18 protein-coding genes and 1 pseudogene are annotated in these 19,920 nt (G+C 71.0%); 9 read left to right on the top strand and 10 right to left on the bottom strand.

The features are described 5' to 3' along the window. Positions 1–31 precede the first annotated feature (31 nt). On the top strand, positions 32–1,405 hold the full coding sequence (locus tag ACQPXB_RS20795) for an MFS transporter (protein WP_432854710.1): 1,374 nt from the start codon (positions 32–34) through the stop codon (positions 1,403–1,405). Here the strand turns inward: ACQPXB_RS20795 and ACQPXB_RS20800 are convergent. From ACQPXB_RS20800 to ACQPXB_RS20825, 6 genes and pseudogenes are all read right to left on the bottom strand, one after another. Further along, positions 1,310–2,251: a LysR family transcriptional regulator gene (locus tag ACQPXB_RS20800; protein WP_366581877.1), complete on the bottom strand. Its 942-nt coding sequence runs from the start codon at positions 2,249–2,251 to the stop codon at positions 1,310–1,312. The two genes, ACQPXB_RS20795 and ACQPXB_RS20800, sit on opposite strands and share 96 nt — an antisense overlap. Before the next feature lie 204 nt (positions 2,252–2,455). Continuing rightward, positions 2,456–3,232: an SDR family NAD(P)-dependent oxidoreductase gene (locus ACQPXB_RS20805; RefSeq protein ID WP_366581878.1), complete on the bottom strand. Its 777-nt coding sequence runs from the start codon at positions 3,230–3,232 to the stop codon at positions 2,456–2,458. Positions 3,233–3,236: 4 nt separating this feature from the next. After that, entirely contained in the window at positions 3,237–4,715 is a 1,479-nt protein-coding gene (locus ACQPXB_RS20810) for an FAD-dependent oxidoreductase (protein ID WP_432854715.1), read from the bottom strand. Between the two features lie 57 nt (positions 4,716–4,772). Continuing rightward, a complete protein-coding gene (locus ACQPXB_RS20815) occupies positions 4,773–5,951 on the bottom strand; it encodes a DUF993 family protein (protein WP_432854718.1) in 1,179 nt (392 codons plus the stop codon). A gap of 53 nt (positions 5,952–6,004) precedes the next feature. After that, on the bottom strand, positions 6,005–6,814 hold the full coding sequence (locus ACQPXB_RS20820; protein WP_432854721.1) for a sugar phosphate isomerase/epimerase family protein: 810 nt from the start codon (positions 6,812–6,814) through the stop codon (positions 6,005–6,007). A 96-nt stretch (positions 6,815–6,910) separates the two neighbouring features. After that, positions 6,911–7,731: pseudogene (locus tag ACQPXB_RS20825) on the bottom strand (SDR family NAD(P)-dependent oxidoreductase). Between the two features lie 647 nt (positions 7,732–8,378). On the opposite strand from ACQPXB_RS20825, the gene ACQPXB_RS20830 reads away from it, so the two are divergent. Continuing rightward, entirely contained in the window at positions 8,379–8,999 is a 621-nt protein-coding gene (locus ACQPXB_RS20830; protein ID WP_432854724.1) for an NUDIX hydrolase, read from the top strand. Positions 9,000–9,052: 53 nt separating this feature from the next. Here the strand turns inward: ACQPXB_RS20830 and ACQPXB_RS20835 are convergent, their stop codons facing one another. Together ACQPXB_RS20835 and ACQPXB_RS20840 are read right to left on the bottom strand one after the other, a co-directional pair. Next, the gene (locus ACQPXB_RS20835; RefSeq protein WP_432854727.1) at positions 9,053–9,949 is read right to left on the bottom strand and encodes an aminoglycoside phosphotransferase family protein; all 897 of its coding nucleotides are present in this window, start codon (positions 9,947–9,949) and stop codon (positions 9,053–9,055) included. Positions 9,950–10,185: 236 nt separating this feature from the next. Further along, positions 10,186–10,530 carry a hypothetical protein gene (locus ACQPXB_RS20840; protein ID WP_432854730.1) on the bottom strand — a complete coding sequence of 115 codons (345 nt, stop codon included), beginning with the start codon at positions 10,528–10,530 and terminating at the stop codon, positions 10,186–10,188. A 276-nt stretch (positions 10,531–10,806) separates the two neighbouring features. On the opposite strand from ACQPXB_RS20840, the gene ACQPXB_RS20845 reads away from it, so the two are divergent. The 5 genes from ACQPXB_RS20845 (at position 10,807) to ACQPXB_RS20865 (ending at position 17,168) form a co-directional block, all read left to right on the top strand. Next, positions 10,807–11,073: a hypothetical protein gene (locus ACQPXB_RS20845; RefSeq protein ID WP_432854733.1), complete on the top strand. Its 267-nt coding sequence runs from the start codon at positions 10,807–10,809 to the stop codon at positions 11,071–11,073. Positions 11,074–11,190: 117 nt separating this feature from the next. Beyond that, complete coding sequence (locus ACQPXB_RS20850) at positions 11,191–12,159, top strand: hypothetical protein (RefSeq protein WP_432854736.1); 969 nt, start codon at positions 11,191–11,193, stop codon at positions 12,157–12,159. Between the two features lie 48 nt (positions 12,160–12,207). Beyond that, the gene (locus ACQPXB_RS20855) at positions 12,208–12,714 is read left to right on the top strand and encodes a WD40 repeat domain-containing protein (RefSeq protein WP_432854739.1); all 507 of its coding nucleotides are present in this window, start codon (positions 12,208–12,210) and stop codon (positions 12,712–12,714) included. Between the two features lie 5 nt (positions 12,715–12,719). After that, entirely contained in the window at positions 12,720–13,766 is a 1,047-nt protein-coding gene (locus ACQPXB_RS20860; RefSeq protein ID WP_432854742.1) for a WD40 repeat domain-containing protein, read from the top strand. A gap of 12 nt (positions 13,767–13,778) precedes the next feature. Continuing rightward, positions 13,779–17,168, top strand: coding sequence for a protein kinase domain-containing protein (locus ACQPXB_RS20865; protein WP_432854745.1), 3,390 nt, complete (start codon positions 13,779–13,781; stop codon positions 17,166–17,168). Positions 17,169–17,225: 57 nt separating this feature from the next. On the opposite strand, the gene ACQPXB_RS20870 is transcribed toward ACQPXB_RS20865, so the two are convergent. Further along, positions 17,226–17,855 (bottom strand): VOC family protein, encoded by a 630-nt coding sequence (locus tag ACQPXB_RS20870; protein WP_432854748.1) that lies wholly within the window; start codon positions 17,853–17,855, stop codon positions 17,226–17,228. Between the two features lie 143 nt (positions 17,856–17,998). On the opposite strand from ACQPXB_RS20870, the gene ACQPXB_RS20875 reads away from it, so the two are divergent. After that, positions 17,999–18,430: a cupin domain-containing protein gene (locus ACQPXB_RS20875; RefSeq protein ID WP_432854751.1), complete on the top strand. Its 432-nt coding sequence runs from the start codon at positions 17,999–18,001 to the stop codon at positions 18,428–18,430. Positions 18,431–18,473: 43 nt separating this feature from the next. After that, on the top strand, positions 18,474–18,689 hold the full coding sequence (locus ACQPXB_RS20880; protein ID WP_366581890.1) for a hypothetical protein: 216 nt from the start codon (positions 18,474–18,476) through the stop codon (positions 18,687–18,689). Between the two features lie 78 nt (positions 18,690–18,767). Here ACQPXB_RS20880 and ACQPXB_RS20885 read toward each other — a convergent pair whose 3' ends face one another. Next, positions 18,768–19,748 carry a hypothetical protein gene (locus ACQPXB_RS20885; RefSeq protein ID WP_432854754.1) on the bottom strand — a complete coding sequence of 327 codons (981 nt, stop codon included), beginning with the start codon at positions 19,746–19,748 and terminating at the stop codon, positions 18,768–18,770. Positions 19,749–19,920 lie beyond the last annotated feature (172 nt).

The following is a 19,920-nucleotide window of genomic DNA, read 5'->3' on the forward strand; positions in this document are numbered from 1 at the left end:
CCATCACCGTCGAACCAGAGAAAGTAGGAAGATGAGCGCTCACAGTCCTGCAGCGTCGCAGGGAGACGCGAGAAGCATCCGGAAGATCGTGCTGGCGGGCAGCCTCGGCACGCTGATCGAATACTACGACTGGGCCCTCTACGGGTACGTCGCGGCCATCATCGCGCCGCTGTTCTTCCCCGGGAGCGACCCGACGGCGGCGCTGCTGTCCACTTTGGCCGTGTTCGCGCTGTCCTACGTCATCCGCCCCATCGGCGGGATCTTCTTCGGCGCCTTCGGCGACAAGTTCGGGCGGCGGCCGGCGCTGCTGGTCACCGTGGTCGGCATCGGCCTGGCCAACACGGCCATCGGGTTCCTCCCGACCTACGCCAGCGTCGGTGTGCTGGCGCCGATCCTCCTGCTGATCGTCCGGATCGCGCAGGGCTTCTTCGCAGGAGGTGAGGTCGGCGGCGCGGCCACGGTCATCACCGAAGCGGCACCGCCGGGCAAAAAGGGCTGGTACGCGTCGTTCGTGCCCGTCGGCACCAACGGCGGGTTCGCCATCGCCTCCGCCGCCGTCGGCCTGGTGTCGGGGCTGGTGACGACCAGCGCGATGAACGAGTGGGCCTGGCGCATCCCGTTCTGGGCCGGGCTTCCCCTGACCATCGTCTGCTTCCTCGCCCGGCGCTTCCTGCCCCGCATCGACGACGACAAGAGCCCCCGGCACGGGTTCCCCCTGGTCTCCGCGTTCCGGTCGTACCCCGGCCCGCTCATCAAGGGCATCCTGCTCGGCATCGGCGTCCAGGGCACCGCGTACGTCGGCGCGACCTTCCTGTCGATCTACCTCATCACCAGCCTGCACTACGCGAAGACACCGGTCTACTGGATCACCGCGGGCGGCACCCTCTTCGGCGTGCTGATGACACCGCTGGCGGGCCGGCTGGTCGACCGGATCGGCTCGGTGAACGTGACGATCATCGGCCTGGCCACCTACGCGATCGTGACGTACCCGGCGCTGGTGATCATGGACTTCAACAACCTCTTCCTCGCGGGCGTCGGCTACTTCGTCGTCGCGGTCAACATGGCGACGGCGCAGGCGGGCAACTACACCCTCACGCCCCAGCTCTTCGGGCCGGAGGTCCGCTACACCGGCACCGCTCTCGTGACCAACGTGTCGGTGGTCATCGCGGGCGGAACGGCGCCCTACATCTGCACCTGGCTGGTCAGCTCCACGGGCAACCTGCGCTCGCCGTACTTCTTCGTGCTCGGGGTCAGCCTGATCGGCATCGCCACGCTGCTGACGATGCGCCGGCTGAACGTGGCGCAAGGCTCACGGCTCGGCGGCGAGCACGCTGATCCCGGTGGGCAGGCTCATTCTCCGCAGTTCCTGAGCAGCGACCTTCCGGAAACGGCGGGCGGTCGGTGACAGCTCGGTGTAGGGCCGCGAGATAACGGCCAGCACCCGATGTGGGCCCGGCCCGACGATCGGCACCCGCGTCAGATCGTCGAGCCGGTAGCCCATGAACTCCAGCGCCGGCAGGGCGGACACGCCGAACCCGGCGCGAACCAGTCCGCCGAGCGTGGCGATGTTGGCGACCTCGAACCGCAGGCGGACTTCCGCTCCCGCGTCGGCGAGCGCCTGATCGGTGATGGCCCGGATGCTGGTGCCTTGCCGCGCGGCCACGTACCGCTCGGCGTCGAAATCGCTCCAGGTGACCGCGTCCCGGTCGGCCCACGGGTGGTCGTCCGGGGCGACGCCGTAGAACTTCTCCTCCAGCACCGGCGTGACCCAGAGTCCCTGCGGCACCTCGACGTCGGCGGTGATCGCCACCTCGACCGTGCCTTGTTCCAGGTGACGCAGCACGTCGTCGTTCCCGCCGTCGACGAGGTGGAAGTCGAGTGCCTCGTTGCCGCTGAAGAACGCGCTCAGCAGCCTCGGCAGGACCGCCGCCGCGAACGACGCGAGGGTGGCGAGCGCCAGCGTGCCCAGCTGCGCTTTGGCGTAGCGGTCGAAGCGCTCGAGCCCCACCGACAGCGTGTCGATGAGCTGGTCGGCGACCTTGAGGAACTCCTCCCCTTCCGCGGTGACGACGACGTTGCGCGTGTCCCGCTGCAGCAGCGTCACCCCCAGCGTGCGCTCGAGCTGCGAAACCGAACGGCTCAGCGTCGACTGCGACAGGTTCATGTGACGAGCGGCGCTGGTGTAGCTGCGTGTCCTGGCCACCTCGCGGAACACGCGGATCTGGTGCAGGGTGACGTCGTCGACGGCCATGGTCCTTCGTACTCCGCTCGCAGGTCGCCCCGGGTGTCCGGCACCGGGAACCGAGCCGGGGCGTGCCCGGTCCGGGCCTGTCCCCGGTCAGCATGTCATCGTCGCCGCGCCGCGACAGCGCGACCGGGCACGGGGAAAGGCCGGCCGGACGGGGGTTTCCCCGTCCGGCCGGCCTTTCCGGTGCGCGGCGTCAGCCGGGTGGAATCAGACCACCGACTGGGCGCCGTCCACCGTCAGCACGTGGCCGCTGACGAAGGACGCGCTGTCGGACAGCAGGTAGCACACGGCTTCGGCCACATCCTCGGGCCGGCCGAACCGGCCGAGCGGGATCTTGCCGAGCCGCTCCGCCCGGGACACCGGCTCCTCCAGCGTCGGGGCCGTCAACCGGGTCGAGATCACGCCCGGGGCCACGGCGTTGACCCTGATCCCGTGCTCGGCCAGCTCGAGCGCCAGCGAGTACGTGAGACCGACGATCGCCGCCTTGGCCGCGGAGTAGTGGGCGAGGTTGACCCGCGGCTGCCACGCCGCGATCGAGGCGAAGTTCACGACCGCGCCGCCACCGGTGGCGGCCATCGTCCGCGCCACGGCCTGCGTGACCACGAAGGTGCTTCGCGCGTTGACGGCCAGGACCCGGTCCCAGTCGTCGGCGGACAACTCCAGCGCGGCTTCGCGGTTGTGGGCCCCGGCGACGTTGACCAGCCCGGTGATGGGCTTGCCGTCCGCGAGGGTCTCGATCGCCGCGCACGTCGCCGGGGTGTCCAGCAGGTTGGCGGCGGCTGCGGCCGAGCCGAGCTCGGCGGACAGCCCGGACAGCGCGGGCGAGTCGAGATCCATCAGCAGCACTTCGGCGCCGCGGGCCGCGGCCGTGCGCGCGACGACGGACCCGATGTCCCCGGCGGCGCCGGTGACCAGGATCCGGTGGCCGTCGAGCTGGTCGGCGAGCTTCGGGGTGCCGCGGCGGGGCTCGGTGGAGGTGCTCACGGGGTCACTCCTCGTCTTTCGTCGCCGACCACAGGGCGCGTTTGGCCGCGATGCGGCCGGAGATGAACGCCCAGCCGACGTGGTTGCCGTGGCCTTCCAGCAGCAGCCCGCCCTGTCCGTTGGACCCGGCCGCGAACAACCCCGGGACCGGGTCGTCCTGCTGGTCGAGGACGCGCATGTCCGTGTCGATCGCCAACCCGCCCTCGGTGAGCACGATCCAGCTCTTGAGCGGCCCGAGCGCCACGAAGTTCTGCTCGCCGCCGGCGGACTGCCCGAGCGAGAGGGCGAGCTTGCGCGGATCGGCGCCGATCTTGGCCGCCAGGTCCGCCACCGTCCGAGCGCTGTGGAAGATGTCGCGCCGGTTGCGGCGGTAGTCGTCGATGTAGGCATACGCGACACCGGGCGCGGTCGAGATGAAGTTGGGCCACTTCTTGAACTGGGTGGCCGTGGCCTCGTCCATCACCAGGTAGCCCTCGCCGCCGGGCTGGTCCGGCAGCTCCAGCTCCGGGCTCGCGCTTTCGTCGGTGAACCGCTCGCCGTCGGCGTTGACCAGGATCGCGCCCTGCTTGAAGACGTTCGGCGACGGCGCGAGGTAGGAGGTGGCGAACGACATGATGAACGGCCGCTGGATCGCGTCCGGCAGCCACCGCAGCGCCAGCAGCATGATCGTGGTCAGGATCCGCCACGGCGGCAGCTTCTGCAGCAGCAGCTTGCGCGGCGGAGCCACGAACCGCATCTCGGGGCCGACCGCGAGGTCGCCGTTGAGGATGCGGCCGCCGACCTCCATCCCGAGCCGCAGCCCGTCACCGGTGCTGGTCGGATTGATGCCCTCGACCCGCGCCGCCCGGGCCGTGGCGAACTGACTGGTCTTGATCTCCACGCTCGAGCTGAAGTCGCCCGCGGCCAGCACGACTCCGCGCCGGGCCCGGATGACGCGCCGGGCACCGCTCGTGGTCTCGGTCTGGACCCCGACGACACGGCCTTCCTCCACGACGAGGTGGCGCGCCGCCGTGTTCGTGAGGATGCGCACGCCCGCTTTCCGCGCGGCTCGCTCGAACCAGTAGATGTAGGCCGAGGAGTTCGGCAGGACGTTGTGCATGCGCGGGCTGCGATGCGGCGGTTCGGGCATGGGGCCGAAGAGCGCGACGCCGTGGTCCTGGACCCAGTGCAGGGTGTCCGCGGAGTTGTCGACGTACACCCGCCGCAACGCGAGGTTGTCGCGCTCCACGAGCGGACCGGCGAACTTCGCCATGTCCTCGAAGTGCTCGCTCGGCGCGTCGGCCACGCCGGCTTTGCGCTGCAGCCGGGTGCCGTTGGCGGAGAACGAGCCGATCGACCGGCTCGTGGTCCCGCCCAGTTCGGGGTTCTTCTCCAGGAGCGCGACGCTCGCGCCCATCTCGGCCGCCTGGGTGGCGGCGGCCAGGCCCGCGCCGCCGCCACCCACGACGACGAGGTCGTACGTGATCGCTGATTCTGTGGACAAAGTCGCTCCTTCGCGGCTCTCCGATTCGGGTTCGTGGTCGGTGTCGGTACGCCGCGGTCAGCGCGCCGCGTCCCACCCGGCGACGGTCAGCACCGCTCGCATGCGCTCGGCGGCCAGCGCCGGATCGGGCAGCAGGCCCAGGGCGTCGGCCTGCCGGAAGACGTCGGTGAGGTGGTTCACCGACCGCATGCCTTCCCGGCCGGTGACCATCCGGAAGTGGTCCTGGTGCCCGGAGAGGTAGGCCAGGAACACGACGCCGGTCTTGTACTCCCCGGCGGGGTGCTCGAACAGGCGGCGCGCGAGGGTGAGCGTGGCCTCCATGTCCGCGGTGAACCCGTCGGCGTCGCCCGCGTCCAGCTTCTGGAACGCGACGGAGGCAATCGGGGCGAGCGGGTCGAGGACCCCGAGCAGCGCGTGGCTGTGGTGCTCGCCGTCGCCGCGGATCAGCTTCGGGTAGTCGTGGTCGTCGCCGGTGAAGACCACGACCCCGTCGGGCAGCTCGCGGCGCAGCCGTTCCTCGCGTGCCACGTCCAGCAGGGAGAACTTGAACCCGCGCAGCCGCTCCGCGTGGCGTTCGGCCAGCGTGACGACCGCCTTGAGCGCCTCGTCCACGTCGGTGTGTCCCCAGTAGCCCCGCAGAGCCGGGTCGAACACCTCGCCGATCCAATGGACCAGCGCGGGGGTCTCGACGCGTTCCAGCACCCGGTCGTAGACGTAGGCGTAGTCCTGGGGACCCGTCGCAACGTGGGCGAGCACGTGGCTGGCCCGCAGGACCGCGCCACGGCCGAGGCCCTGGATGAAGTCGAGCTGTTCGAGGTAGGCGTCGGCGATGTCGTCCAGCGTCGGCGAGGTGACGTCGAGCTGATCGGTGCCCGCGCCGCAGACGATCTCGCCGCCGGCCTCGGTGGCGGCCTCGCTGGAGCGGCGGATCAGGTCCTTGGTCTGCGCCCAGGTCAAGCCACCCGGGCCGCGCTCGGAGGTGTCCATCGCCTCGGCCACGCCGATGCCGTAGCGCCACAGGTGGCGGCGGAACGCGATCGTGGCGTCCCAGTCGACCGGGGGCTCGACCCCCGGCGTGTACTCGCCGAGCGCAGCGGCGACGACGTGCGGCGCCGCGAAGACGTCACGCTGGGCGAACGGGGCGGCCGGCGCGGGGAACTCGCGGGCGGGGCCCATCGTGTGCTGCTCCGCCGTGCCGTCCGGACGCGGGAGCTTGAGGGTGATCGAGTCGGCCATGCGAACTGCCTTCCGGGGGGAGTGGTTGATGAGGGATGCGTGGTGGCCGCGGGTCACCGTGCGGTCGTGAGCAGGCGTGCCGTCCGCTCCCGCAGGTCCAGGGCGTAGTCGAGATCGGAACCCGGCCGCGGCTCGTCGCTGAGGACCTCGACCTGCCAGCGGCCGGTGTAGCCGACGCTGTCGACCAGCCGCACGAAACCCGGCAGGTCGATCACCCCGTCACCGGGGCGGCCGCGCCCGCGCAGGAGGTTCGTCGTCGGGACCAGCCAGTCGGACAGGTCGACCGCCATGAGGTGGGGGGCGGCCGCGCGAACGGACTCGGTCAGATCCGGGTCCCACCACACGTGGTAGACGTCGAGGGTGATGCCCAGCCACTCGGAGGCGAACTCCTCGGCCAGCGCCGTCGCCTGGGCGAGCCGGGAGACGGACGAGCGCTCCGCGACCAGCATCGGGTGGAACGGCTCGATCGCCAGCCGCACCCCGCGGGCCTGGGCCTCCGGGAGGATCCGTGCGAGCCCCGCCCGGATGCGGCTTTCGGCCTCGGCGAAGGTGGTCGTCACACCGCCGACCACGACGACGACCGCCTCGACGCCCAGCCGTGCGGCCGTGTCGAGCACCGCCAGGTTCGACCGCCACCGCGCGTCGTCGTGGTCGTCCTCGGTGAAGTAGCCCAGCCGGCAGAGGCTGAAGACCTCGACGCCGAGGTCTTCGGCGGCCTTCGCGACCACGTCGACGCCGTCGTGGTGGACCGGAATGTCCCACACGCTCGCGGCCATGCCGGAGTCCGCGCAGACCTTCAGGAACTCGGGGGTGGAAATGTCCAAAAAGGACCCTTGGCTCAGCACCAGCGAATCGTGGGACATCAGGCCGCTCCTCGCTGCTCGCTGCCGGTGAGGCTTGGTGGGGCTGTGTTCGTCAACTTTCCGTCAGCTCCGTTTCTTCGGTGGTCGGGTGGGCGGTCAGAGCATGTAGTCGCCGCCGGACACGTGGAGGCACTCGCCGGTGAGGTAACCCGCGTCGTCGGAGGCGAGGAACGACACGACCGAGGCGATGTCGGCGGGGCTGCCGGGCCGGCCGGCCGGGATCTGCCGGATCCTGGCGGCCCGCGCGGTTCCCGCCGCGCTACCGTCCAATTCGGACTCGAAGGCATCGGCCCGCGCCCACAGCTGCGTGTCGATCATCCCCGGCGCGATCGCGTTGACCCGCACGTCCGGCGCGAACTCGAGCGCACAGGACTTCATGATGTTCAGCGCCGCCGCCTTCGACGCGGCGTAGTGCGGCGAATGCGGCGTCCCGAGCCGCGCCGAGCGCGACGCGATGACCACGATGCTGCCGCCCCGGCCCGCCGAGCGCAGATGCCGTCCGGCTTCCCGGGCCGTGAGGAACGCGCCCCAGGCGTTGACGTCGAAGACCGCGTCCCACTCCTGCTTGGTGACGTCCAGCAGCTCGTTGAACGTCTGCCGCCCGGCGTTGACCACCGCGATGTCCACCGGTCGCGCGAGCAGCTCCTCGGCGCGGGGGAGCAGGGCGCGCACCTGAGCCTCGTCGGTCACGTCGACCTGCAACGCCTCCGCGGTACCGCCTTGCTCGCTCAGCGTTTTGGCGGCCTGCTGCGCGGCGTCTCCGTCACATCGGTGAGCAGAACCGCGGCGCCGTCGGCAATCAGCCGCGTCGCGATCGCGAGCCCGATTCCCTGCGCCGCCCCCGTCACGACTGCGGCTCGTCCGGCCGGCCTCATGACAGGATCCCGTCGAACCGGCGGTGGCGCGCCTCCGCGCATGGGTGATGATCGATCGTCACTGATCCTCCTGGGTGTCCTTCACCGGCGGCGCTCGCGAACCGCCGGAATCCACGGCTCCGGGCACGACGGAACCCCGCGGGCATCCCGGACACCCGCGTTCGTCGATCCACAGAGCACACTCGCCACCGGCCGGGTTCCGCCGTGGCCGGCGATCAATCAGCCGGACTCGCCGACGGGTTCGACCGCCGACCGTGCGGCACCGAGAGAGGCCGCCGAGTCCCTGAAAGTCCGCACGCATCGACACTGGCGCCCGCGATTGAAATACGCAACGCACTGATCAGGGAAATCTGTTGCGTTCTCCGCATCATTCTGTGCACGCGCTTCAAGAGAGGTCGCCGGAGGAGCCGTGGTCAGGGCGTTCTCGTGGCGGGAACAGCTCCGTCGCCTGCTCGCCGTCCCTGCGCACGCCCTGCGCGACGGTGGTGGCGGCCGTCGAGACCGGTCACTCGGCCGTCGGAGTTGATGTGGGCGCCACAGAGGAACCGTGGCAGCTGGGTCGTCGTGATCGGACGGATCGGCAAGGCCCGCATCGACGGCGATGATGATGGCGATCCACCCCGCCACCGAGATCCTCCCGTGCCGTCTGCCGGTTCGGCGATCGGCCGCGCGCCTCTTACGCTGGCGGGGTGAGCGACTCTGCGGATGGTCGGGCCGCGTTTCAGGTCCTGGTGTTGCCGTACCGGCATACCGCGCAGGGCCCGGAGTACGCCTTGTTCCGACGGGCCGATGTCGGCTATTGGCAGGGTGTCGCCGGCGGTGGCGAGGCGGGCGAGTCCCCGGTGCAGGCCGCTCGGCGGGAATCCGCCGAGGAGGCCGGGCTGGTCGGCGACCGCGAGTTCGTCCCGTTGGACGCGCGCGCCACGATCCCTGTCGTCGACGTGACGGGTGAGTTCACGTGGGGCTCGGACGTGCTGGTGATCCCGGAGTACGCGTTCGGTGTCCGTGCCGAGGACACCGAGGTGACGTTGTCGCATGAGCACACGGAGTTCGCGTGGTTCACCCTGGCCGACGCAGCGGCGGCCGTGCGGTGGGATTCCAACCGCACCGCCCTGTGGGAACTGGACCACCGGCTACGCCACACCGCGGCCCAGCGGAGCGGGGTTCATCCGTGGCCGGCTGACGCGCCGGTGGCCCGTCCACCGACTGCGCCGGGCGATCATCCAACCCAGCCAACCGGCAGACGCTCCGCACGGGCTCCTCAAGACGCATCACCGGAGCCCAGCACAGCGTCTACCTTGCAGTTATAGCTCGATCAAGATCATGTTTGCTGCAACTTCAGAGAAGTCCGAAGAAGCGTGCATCAAACACCCTTCAGAACACGATCAAGTGCCGCCCGGCCCAGAGGTCCCCAGTGAGGCTTGCCGCCGGGGAGACCCTGATCTCCGTTCTTCCCCATGAGCATCAGGAAGAGGCTCTTCATAGCGGCCAGCCCGCGGGCGCGCCGGATCGTTGCCTCGTCTGCGTGCGCGTACGTGTCGAAGAACTGTGCGGCCGTGCCCTCGGGTAGCAGCACCCATACGGCAGCGAGATCCCACGCCGGGTCGCCGGCGAACATGTCACCGAAGTCGACGATGCCCGCGAGCGTTCCGTCCGAGCCGACGACGTTCGCGGGATGGAGGTCCCCGTGCACCCACACCGGCGGGCCCTCCCACGCCTGGGCCGCAACGGCGTCGTCCCAGGCGGCCCGGACGTCGGCAGCGATGTCGTCGGGGGCAACGGCCCGGAGGAAGTTCTCGAAGCCGCCCGTGCAATTCCTGGGATGGGCTCCGCGGTCCGTGGCGATCGGCGCCTCAGCAGGCGCCTCCACATGGAGCGCCTGGAGGAAGCCCGCCAGCGTGTCGGCCGCGTGGGCGCCGCGGCTGATCGTGCCGTGGTCCAGCGGCTCGCCGGGAACCCACGTCATCACGGTCCAGTGCTTGGGGAAGCGCTCGGACGGCTCGCCGAACCGCACCGGGGTCGGCACCGGGAGCGGCAGGCGCGGCGCCAACACCGGTAGCCACCGCCGCTCCTTGAGCTGGAGCTCCGGGGTGGGGTTCATGCGCTGCATGCGCACCGCCAGCTCGTCCCCGAGGCGCCACATTTGGTTGCCCCAGCCGCCCGCCACCTCACGGATGGCCAGCCCCGCAAGGTCCGGATGTTGCTCCTGCAGCAGGTCGCGGACCAGGTCTGCGGTGATCCCGATCTCGGTGTCGGTCATACAAATTCACAGTAGTGAGCCGGCGTCCCGGCTGCTTCCGTTCTCGGCCTCCGCAACTCACCAACTACATCGCCAGGTCCCTGCTCGAGACCGGCGGCTTCAGGCCGCAACTACACCCCCGTCTGTGAAGAGCCGGATACGCTGCGGCGACGCAGTAAATCGAGAGAGCGAACCCAGGGGTTCCATGAGCCGGCCGTTGCTATTACTCGACGTCGACGGACCCCTTCGAGCGGCGGCTAGGGCTTGACGAGGAAAATGCCGGTCATCGATCGACGCTGCCCGTTCGGTGCGAAGACCGCCACTCCGTTTCCGGTGTCGACCTCCAGGCGGTAGCCGTCGATCGTGCGCAGCACTTCGGAGCCGTCGGGACGCTGGTGGACAACGCCGCTGGGCAGGCTGGTGGGGTCGAGGTTGAGGAGCACGAACGTCAACCCGGATTCGCAGGGTGCGTTCCAGTAGACGATGCCATCGGCGCCCAGGTGGTAGGGGATGACGGTGTCGAGCTGGACGGTGCCGGGCTCGTCGGCGTCGGCGGCGAGCAGCAGCATGCGGACCGTGCCGTCAGCTGTGGGAACGTTCATGCTTTCCGCCCTCCGTCGGGTTCGTGCGAGCTGGCTCGTCGCCGGCGCCGTCGGTATCAGCCCTGGGCCGCCGGTGATGGGGAGACGGAGCGCAGCGCTCAATCCGTTGCACGGCGGAGGTCACGTCTCGCGCCAGTGTTGTTGGGCGGGGCTCCGCTGAGGCGGGGGTCAGCAAGTGAAGCCGGGGCGGGACCGGTCCCGGGCCGGCATGGCAGTCTCGTTCCCGGGCCGCGGCGAAGCGGGCCGCGCCGGCTGTCGAGGGTGGGGAGGACCGGGTTGTCCAGGGACTGGCGGCTGTTCGGCCGCAAGAGCCGGGGGAACACCCAGCCGGACCGCGGCGGGGTTCGGCCTGCCGACGCCGGACCGGACGTCGCACCTGGATCCGGACACACCCCGGCCGACGTTCTGGCGGCCGGCCCCGCCGCCGATCGGGAAGCCGAAACCGCCATCCTGCTGGCCCGCATCCGCGGTTGGCTCGACCTGCCACCGCACCCCAACCTGCGCACCTGCTTCCACCTCGACATCGTCGACGGCCATCCGTAGGTCGTCGCCGAGGACCTGCCCGGCGAGGACCTGGCGAAAGCCGCACAGAACGGACAGCTCGACACCGCCGGCGAGGTCCTCGACGCCGGCGTCCAACTCGCCTGGGCCCTGCAGGCCGTGCACGAGGCCGGCCTGGCCCACGGCGAAGTCACCGCGGCCAACGCCGTGCTCGCCGAGGACGGTGTCGTGCGGCTCGGCGGGTTCGGTCTCCGACCCGCCACCCAGGACGAAGACCTCCGTGCACTGGCATCCGTCGTGCGGGAACTGCTCGAAGACCCGCCCGAATCGTTCGCCGGGAACCCGTCGTCCGCCCGGGAGTTCGCGGACCGGCTCATCGCCCTCTACGCCGAGCGGACCGGCACCGCCTACCCCCGTGAAGCCCCCGAATCCGTGCAGCCGCTCGCGAACGACTGGAACAACCGCGCGGTCTCCCTGGCCCTGGCGGGCGAGCACGCGGAGGCGGAGCAGTACTGGGAACGGGCCCTGCGCGACGACCCGAGGCATCCGGACTCGACCTTCAACCTCGGCCTCCAGCAATGGCGCTCGGCCCGCATCCCTGACGACGAGATGATGCGCCGCCTGCAGGCCGCGGGACAGGCAAGCCTCCAGAAAGACCAGGTCACGCGGCTCGCCGGGCTGGCCGATGCCGAGCGTGGCGTGCCCCGGCCCGGTCCGGAAGCCGACCCGCCGCAGACCGCCCGTACCCCGGCCGGCTGGCTGTACGCCGTGGCGCTGACCCCGGACGGGCGCCACACCGTCTGGGGCGCGGATGACGGTGGAGTGCGCTGGTGGGACCTCAACGGCAGCGAGGTCGTCACGTTCACCGGGCACACCGACGAGGTCTGGGCGGTCGCGGTGACCCCGGACGGCCGGCTCGCGCTGTCCGGCTCGGCCGACACCACGGTGCGCTGCTGGGAACTGGCCACCGGCCGGTGCCTGTATGTCCTCAACGGACACCGGCAGCGCGTGCGCGGGGTCGCGGTCAGCGCCGACGGACGGACGGTGGTCTCGTGCGCCGAGGACGGCCTGGTCCTGACCTGGGACCTGACCACCGGACAGCAGACGGGCACGCTCACCCAGGAGTAGGTCGGCCTCATCTCGGTCGCCCTGACCCCGGACGGCCGGTTCGCCGCAGTGGCCGGCAACCATGGTTTCCTGCAGTGCTGGGACGTCCGGTCCGGCCGCGGCGTGCGCACGCTTGCCGGCCACACCGGCGACGTCTACTCGGTGGCCGTCACGCCGGACGCCCGGTACGCGCTGTCTTCCGATGGCGAACGGGAGGTCCGCTGGTGGGACCTGCGCACCGGCGAATGCCTGCACACGCTCACCGGTCACCACAACACGATCGCCTCGGTGGGCCTCTCGGCCGACGGACGGCGGGGCGTCAGCGGCAGCATGGACCGCACGGTCCGCTGCTGGGACCTGCCGGCCGGACGCTGCCTGCGCACGATCGACCACGAGTACCTCGTCCTCGGGGTGGACTCGTCCGCGGACGGCCGCCGGGTCGTCTCCACCGCCGCCGACCGCAAGCTCCGGGTCTCTGGGACCAGGCCGGATCCGTGGTCGCCCCGTGGAGTTTCAGCCCGACCGGCGGGGCGCTCGAACTCGCGTCGAGGGCGAGGGAAACCCGATCCGAGCTGAGCCAGGTGCGCTACCTGCTGGCCAACGGCGCGGCCCCGGCCGCGACCAGGCGGCTGCGCGAGGTGCGGGCCATCCCCGGCTACGCGCGGCATCCGGAGGTGCTGGACCTGTGGCGCGAAGCGGGCCGGTCCGGCCGGCGGACCGCGTTCCTGGACTTCCGCCGCGTCCGCACGATCGAAGACCCGGCCGGGCTCACCGCGCTGGCGCTCGCGCCGGACGGCCGCCGGGTGCTCACCGCGGGCTGGGACTACGGGCTGCGCCACTGGGACCTCGAAACGGGGGAGCGCCTGCGGGAACTGCACGGCCACGCCGAGACGGTCACCTCGATCGCCTTCGCACCCGACGGCAGGACAGCGGTTTCGGCGAGCGCCGATCACACCGTCCGGGTCTGGGATCCGGCCACGGGCGTCGCGCTGCGGGTGCTGTCCGGGCACGCCGACGAGGTGACCGCGGTCGCGGTGGCCGCCTCGGGCCACGTGATGTCGGCCGGCGCCGACCACACGCTGCGCTGGTGGGACCCGCGGACGGGGGAGTGCCTGCGAGTCCTTTCCGGACACACCGCCCCGGTGAATTCGATCGTGCTGGCCGCCGACGGGCGGCACGCCCTGTCCGGCAGCGTGGACGCCACCGTGCAGTGGTGGGACATCGGCACCGGCGAGTGCGTGGAAACCTTGCGCAGTCACAAATGCGGCTCACGGGCGGTGGCGGTGACCGCGGACGGCGGTACCGCACTGTCCGGTGAGGACTGTGGGAATCTGCAGCGGTGGGAGCTGCCTTCGGGCCGCTGGATCAACGCGCAGGCCGGACATGAGGGGCCGATGCTCGCCCTGTCCCTCATCGGCGACGGCGAGCACGCGCTCACCGCGGGCGCGGATCGGACGCTGCGCTGGCTGGAGGTGCGGTCCGGGCGGTGCCTGCGCGTGCTCACCGGGCACGAGGACGAGGTCTGCGCGGCTGCCGTCGCCTCGGACGGCTGGTCCGCGGTGACCGGCAGCCGCGACGGGACGGTGCTCGTCTGGGCGATCGACTGGGACCACGAGCCCCGCGGATGAGGTGAGCCGAGGATGCCTTGGTGGCGAAGGAAAAACCCGCCGCGAGACGAGGGCGTGCAGGCCCGGTCGACGCTGGTCGGCCCCGACGAGCGGCCGCCCGGCGAGGCCTCCTGGGGCGTCGGGGAGACCGTGCTCGGCACGTACCGGGTCGAGGAGAAGCTCGGCGCGGGCGGCATGGGTGTGGTGCACCGGGTGCGGCACCTGGGCTGGGGGCTGGACCTCGCGGTGAAGAGCCCGCTGCGGCGGCTGTGGCTGTCCGGCGTCCAGGCGTTCGTCGACGAGGCCGAGGTGTGGGTCGGCCTCCCGCCGCATCCGCACCTGTGCACCTGCCACTACGTGCGTGTGCTCGGCGGGGTGCCGCGGATCTTCGCCGAGTTCGTGCCCGGCGGCACGGTCGCGGAGGCGCTGGCCGCCGGGCGGCTTCGGGAACTGCCGGACATCCTCGACGTCGCGATCCAGCTGGCCTGGGGCCTGCGGGCCGCGCACGAGGCCGGGGTGGTGCACCAGGATGTCAAGCCCGGCAACGCTTTGCTCACCGCAGACGGGCTGCTCAAGGTCACCGACTTCGGGCTGGCCAGGGCTCAGCAGCGGTCCTCCGGAGCGGACGACGTGGCGGAGCCCGAGTCGATCCTGGTCACCCACCGTGGTTTGACTCCCGCGTACGCGTCGCCGGAGCAGTACCGCGGTGAGCGCGCCGGACGGGCCGCTGACGTGTGGTCCTGGGCGGTGACCGTGCTGGAGCTGTTCACCGGCGGGGTGACCTGGACGCTCGGCGCGTTCGCCGCGGCGGCGCTGGATGAATACCTCGCGCGCGGGACCGCGCCGGGCCGCGCGGCGATGCCACCCGAGGTCGCCACCCTGCTGAGGGAGTGTTTCACCGCCGACCCGGCCGCGCGCCCGTCGGACCTCGGCGCGCTGGCCGATCGGCTGGCCGACGCGTATCAAGTCCACATCGGACGTTCCTTCCCGCGCACGGCCACCAGTTCGATAGCCGTGCGGGCCGACGGGTTCAACAACAAGGCACTGTCCCTGCTGGACCTCGGCCGGACCGACCAGGCCCGGCAGTTCTGGGACCAAGCCCTGGAAGCCGACCCCCAGCACCTCGACGCCACCGTCAACAGCAAGCTCGGACAGTGGCACGAGGGCGGGCTGACCGACGTGCAGCTGGTGGAGGAGCTGGAGCGGTTCCGATTTTCGCTGCCCGAAGCCGACCCGCGACGGGCGAGCTTGGCCTACGCGCTCGGCGCGGTCCACTGGGAACGCCGTGACCTCGTGCAGGCCGAGGCCCAGCTCGCCGAAGCAGCCGAGGCCACGCCCGGTGACGAGGAAGTGGCCGCCGCGCGGGCGGCCGTGGCCGCTGCCGTACCGGTACGGCAGCGGACGCTGGTCCTGCCCCCGCAGGAGGGCAAGACCTGCCCGCCGGCCTTCGCCGCCGATGGCCGGCACGCCGTCTCCGGCGGTGAGGACCGGACCGTCCGCTGGTGGAACCTGGAGACCGGCCAGTGCCTGCGGACCCTGACCGGCCATATCGGACTGGTCGGTGCGGTGGCCTTGTCCACGGACGGCGCGTGTGCCCTGTCCGGTGCCATGGATGGCACCGTGCGCTGGTGGGACCTGGTCGAGGGCACCGCTCTGCGCACCTTCACCGGCCAGGACGGCGTGCCGTTCCGGTCCGTCACGCTGTCCGAGGACGGACGTCGAGCCTTCGCAGGCGACGCCACGGGCACCCTGTGGTGCTGGGACCTCGCCACCGGCCGCTGCCTGCACACCCTGGGCGGGCACGAGGGCGGGATCAACCGGATCGCGGTGCTGTCCGAAGCGCTGGTCCTGTCGGCGGGTGAGGACGGCACCGTGCGCTGCTGGGACCTGGAGACCGGCGATCAGCTGCGCGAGTTCACCGGCCACCGCGGCGCCGTCTACGCACTCGCGCCGCTGCCCGGCGGCACCCGGTTCCTCTCGGCCGGCCACGACGGCGCGGTGCGGTACTGGGACCTGGCCACCGGCCGGTGCCTGCGGGTGCTCAGCTACCACCACCGCGTGCTGGACATGGTGTCCACCGCCATCTTCGCGGTCGCTGTCGCCCCGGACGGACGCACCGTGGTCGTCGGCAACGGGGACGGCGAGCTGACCTGGTGGGAGCTGGCCACCGGCCGCTGCCTCTGGACCGCCGCCGTCGGCGGCCCGCTCAACTCGCTGCGGGTGAGCGCCGACGGCCGGACCGCGCTGTCCGGTGGCTTCGACCAGACCGTGCGCTGGTGGGACCTCGCCCCCGGCCGTCCGGCGCCGTGGCGGTACAGCCGTCCACGCTCCACTGTGGACCTCGGTGCCCAGGCCGAGCGGTTCCACAGCCGGATCGAGGCGGCGCGGGCCTTGCTCGACCGGGGCGACGCACCCGCCGCGGCGCGGGAACTGCGGGCGGCCCGGGCTGTCGCCGGATTCGAGAACGATCCGGAGCTGGGTGAGCTGTGGCGCCGGTCCGGCCACGGCGGACGGCGCACCACGGTGATCGCCAGTCGCCAGATCCGGCGGCTGGCGACCCCGGCCCACCTCACGAAGGCCGTGGCCATCACCGCGAACGGACGGCGTGCGTTGAGCTCGACCGCGGACACACTGCTGCGCTGGTGGGACCTGACCACCGGCCAGTGCCTGCACACCCTCGACGCCGGCGACGGCTTCGCGTTCAGCGCCGCGGCGACCCCGGACGGCCGGCACGCCGTGTCCGTCGGCAACGAGAAAGTGCACTGGTGGGACCTCAACCGCGGGAAGCTCCTGGCCGCGCTGCCGCTCGATGCCGACGTGATGACCTTCGCCGTCGCCATCACGCCCGACGGCCGCCGGGCCGTGTCCGCGGGCACCGGCCGGTTGGTGCGCTTGTGGGACCTGCGCGCCGGCCAGGCCGTGCGCACTTTGTCCGGCCACGAAGCACACGTGAACGCGCTGGCCGTCACCGCCGACGGCCGGCACGCCCTGTCCGGCGGCGCCGACCACACGCTGCGCTACTGGGATCTGGCCACCGGTGAGTGCCTCCGCACGTCCACTCCGGACAGTGGTGGCGTGAGCGCGGTCGCGGTCACCCCGGACGGCCGGCACGCCGTGTCCGGCAGCACCACCGGCGCGGTCTTCGCCTGGAACCTGCCCACCGGCGAGGTCCGGCAGCTACCGGCACGGCACACCGCCCAGCTCAACGCGGTCGCCATCGCCGCTGACGGCCGCCACGCCCTGTCGGGTGGCGAGGACCGGACTTTGCGCTGGTGGGACCTGGTCGAGGGCCGCTGCCTGCACCAGGCCCAGCTGACCTACGTCGCCTCGGCGGCCATGACCCCCAGCGGCCACCACGTGGTCACCGGCACCTCGGACGGCTCGGTCCTGCTGTGGGAAGTCGACTGGGACTACGAGTTCTGACCTTGCCCGGGATCGCTTCGAGTCTGGTCGTCCTCGCGGCGTTCATCGGGTGTCTTGTTACTTCGAGCCTGGGGATGGATCGGCAAAGATGCCTTTCACCATGCCGGTGGCTTGGCCGATCTCGATGAGGTAGCCGTCGGGGTCGCGCAGGTAGCACCGGATCTCGGCTTTGCGGTCGAGCGGCTCGGTGAGGAATTCCGCGCCCTTGCTGCGCGCGTTGGCGTAGAAGGTGGCGATGTCGGCCACGCGCACGTTGAGGAACGTCGAGACCGGGTCGGTGGCCTCGGGGGGACGCAGGACGATGTCGGGTTTGTCCGGTGTGGGGCCGCCGCCGGGGTTCATGATGATCCAGCTGTTGGCGACCTTGACGATGCACGGGTTTTCTTCCAGCACCACCTGTCCTCCGAAGATGTCGGCGTAAAAGACCCTGGATCGGGCCACGTCGGAGACGGTGAGGAAGTGTGTGAGCAGCAATCCCTCTTGCGGGTAGGGAAAGTCGGGAGAAGTCATGGCGGGTGCCTCCTGGGCGTTTCCGGGGGCTTGCTTGCCGTCGTGGCGTTGTTCGTGTTGGTCACCGCTTCTCATCGTCCGGTTGAAGCCGACCTGAGGCAAAGGTGCCGAGGTGTGCACGGATTCATTGACGGATACCAGCCCCGCATGCACGTCGCCGTCGGCGACGGCGGCCACGGTGAAAGAAAGACCCTTCAGCGCCGAGCGGGGGTGCGGGACGCTGGGCTGCGGGCCCGGGAGAAGAAGGGTCGGCCAGGGCCCGGCCGGACCGGGAAGCAACGCCGCCACTCGACCGCCCATCCAACGCGGAGGAGATTCACATGACGAACACAGATCCGGCCGGGCAGAAGCAGCGATCGACCGCGTGGCAGACGGCGTTCACCACGCTGCAGGAGGCGGACCCGCCGTTCATCCCGGCGGGGGCCCACGCGATGACCGTGGTCGTCGAGTATCCACCCGGCGATCCTGGTGCGCCGCCGCACCGGCATCCCGGGCCGGCGTTCGGCTACGTACTGGACGGCGAGATGGTGCTGGAGGTGGAAGGCGAACCGGAGCGGGTGGTGCCCGCCGGAGAGGCGTTCTGGGAGCCGGGCGGCGATGTCATCCATTATCAGGACGGCAACAACCGCGAGGACGTCCCGCTGCGGTTCACCGTCACGATGCTGTGCGAACCCGGTAAGCCGATGCTGGTCGTGGTGGATGAGGCCGAGCTCGCCCAGCGGAAAGACCGCCGAGCTCAGCGGGGGACCTGACCGTCCAGGCGCCGCAGGCGCAACCACAACGGAGAGCGAGCCCATGCATTTCGAGGATCACATCAAGCCACTGTTTCGCGAGAGCGACCGCGACGCGATGAACTTCGCCTTCGATCTCTGGTCCCTCGACGATGTTTCCACCCACGCCGACGCCATCCTCGGCCGGCTCGAGGCCGGCACAATGCCCTGCGACGGAGCATGGCCGGCCGAGCGTGTCGCCGTTTTCCGCGACTGGATCGACGCCGGCAAACCGGCATAGGCCCTCCCCGGCCCCGCTCGTCAACCTCAGCGCATCCATAGCCGCCTGGTTGTGCCAGATGGTGGCGACGGTGGGTGGTCACGAGGAGAGCAGGTCCATCGAGAAGCCGACGACGAAGACACCCAGGCCGATCCATTTCAGCCGGGACTCCAGGCCGGCGCGGGTTCGGAGGTGCCCAAGAGTGGTCACCACCAGGCCTTCGAGTACCAGCAGGCTGAGCAGGTATCCGCCGCCACCCAGGACGACACCGCCGATGGTGGGGGAGAGGATCGCTATCAGCGCCACGAGGACGGGTAGGGGCATGGGGTCGTTGGGCGGGGCGTATTGGTAGTGCGCTGACACGAAGAGGAACAGGCCCATCACGACTGTGCCCGCGATGACGAACGCCCGGAAGGCCGGAGTGTCGCCTCGCGGCGGGTCTGGTTGCGGCGCCGGGGGTTCCTCGCCGGGTGTGCGGGCGCCTTGCCAGCGGGCGTGCAACTGAGCGCGGCAGTCTCGCAGTGTGGCGTGGAACGCCTCCATCCTGGTGACGGCCGGGCTTTCGCGGGGCCCGAGCAGGTGGAGCGTCGCCGCGACCAGCGCTGTGAGCAGCACCAAGGTGATCAGGTAGCCGGCCTCGCCGAGCCCGATACCGGCCAGGAAGGCGGCGAACGAAAGGCACAGCAGCGCGACCACCGTCGATGCGAGGGGATCATCGCTGCCGTCGAGATACCGCATGAAGAGGAGCACCGCCGCGGCAACGGCGCCGGCGCGGTGGAACGCCTGAAGCCCAGGCGGACGGAGGGGCGTCGACCTCACCGGTCGCACGGGGGATTTCCGGCGGGGAGTGAGCCAGCGTCGCAACCTCGAGATCAACTGGGTACGCCTGGTCCGCAGGATGGCGTGGAATGCCGCCATTTTCGTGCGGCCCAGCAGATCGATGACGACCGTGAGACCGCCCACGAACTCGAGTGTCTTCCCGAGCCGCCCCCACCACAGGACCGCGATCCCGAACACCCGCAGCTGCGTGGTGTCGTGGCCGGCGAACCATTCACGCCATGCGTGCAGCAGATCCCACATCGTCCCCTCAGCCCGCGGCAGGCAGGCCGACGTCGCAGCCCGCAGTGTCGATCCTTCGTCTCAGGCGGAGGATTCTTGCACTCCGCATCGAGATGGCGACCACTTGGTTCCGGTGGGCGGTTGCCGGTGTTCTGAAAGACGTCTCCGGGTTGCCGGAAGCACGCCGCAGGAG

Origin of the sequence: Amycolatopsis sp. CA-161197 (genome assembly GCF_050942255.1) — a bacterium.
GTDB lineage: Bacteria > Actinomycetota > Actinomycetes > Mycobacteriales > Pseudonocardiaceae > Amycolatopsis.

What these genes read in the sequence shown, in the direction of transcription:
- ACQPXB_RS20795 (WP_432854710.1), top strand. Translation starts at nt 32, where the DNA reads ATGAGCGCTCACAGTCCTGCAGCGTCGCAGGGAGACGCGAGAAGCATC.
- ACQPXB_RS20800 (WP_366581877.1), bottom strand. Translation starts at nt 2,251, where the DNA reads ATGGCCGTCGACGACGTCACCCTGCACCAGATCCGCGTGTTCCGCGAG.
- ACQPXB_RS20815 (WP_432854718.1), bottom strand. Translation starts at nt 5,951, where the DNA reads ATGGCCGACTCGATCACCCTCAAGCTCCCGCGTCCGGACGGCACGGCG.
- ACQPXB_RS20820 (WP_432854721.1), bottom strand. Translation starts at nt 6,814, where the DNA reads ATGTCCCACGATTCGCTGGTGCTGAGCCAAGGGTCCTTTTTGGACATT.
- ACQPXB_RS20835 (WP_432854727.1), bottom strand. Translation starts at nt 9,949, where the DNA reads ATGACCGACACCGAGATCGGGATCACCGCAGACCTGGTCCGCGACCTG.
- ACQPXB_RS20840 (WP_432854730.1), bottom strand. Translation starts at nt 10,530, where the DNA reads ATGAACGTTCCCACAGCTGACGGCACGGTCCGCATGCTGCTGCTCGCC.
- ACQPXB_RS20865 (WP_432854745.1), top strand. Translation starts at nt 13,779, where the DNA reads ATGCCTTGGTGGCGAAGGAAAAACCCGCCGCGAGACGAGGGCGTGCAG.
- ACQPXB_RS20875 (WP_432854751.1), top strand. Translation starts at nt 17,999, where the DNA reads ATGACGAACACAGATCCGGCCGGGCAGAAGCAGCGATCGACCGCGTGG.
- ACQPXB_RS20880 (WP_366581890.1), top strand. Translation starts at nt 18,474, where the DNA reads ATGCATTTCGAGGATCACATCAAGCCACTGTTTCGCGAGAGCGACCGC.
- ACQPXB_RS20885 (WP_432854754.1), bottom strand. Translation starts at nt 19,748, where the DNA reads ATGTGGGATCTGCTGCACGCATGGCGTGAATGGTTCGCCGGCCACGAC.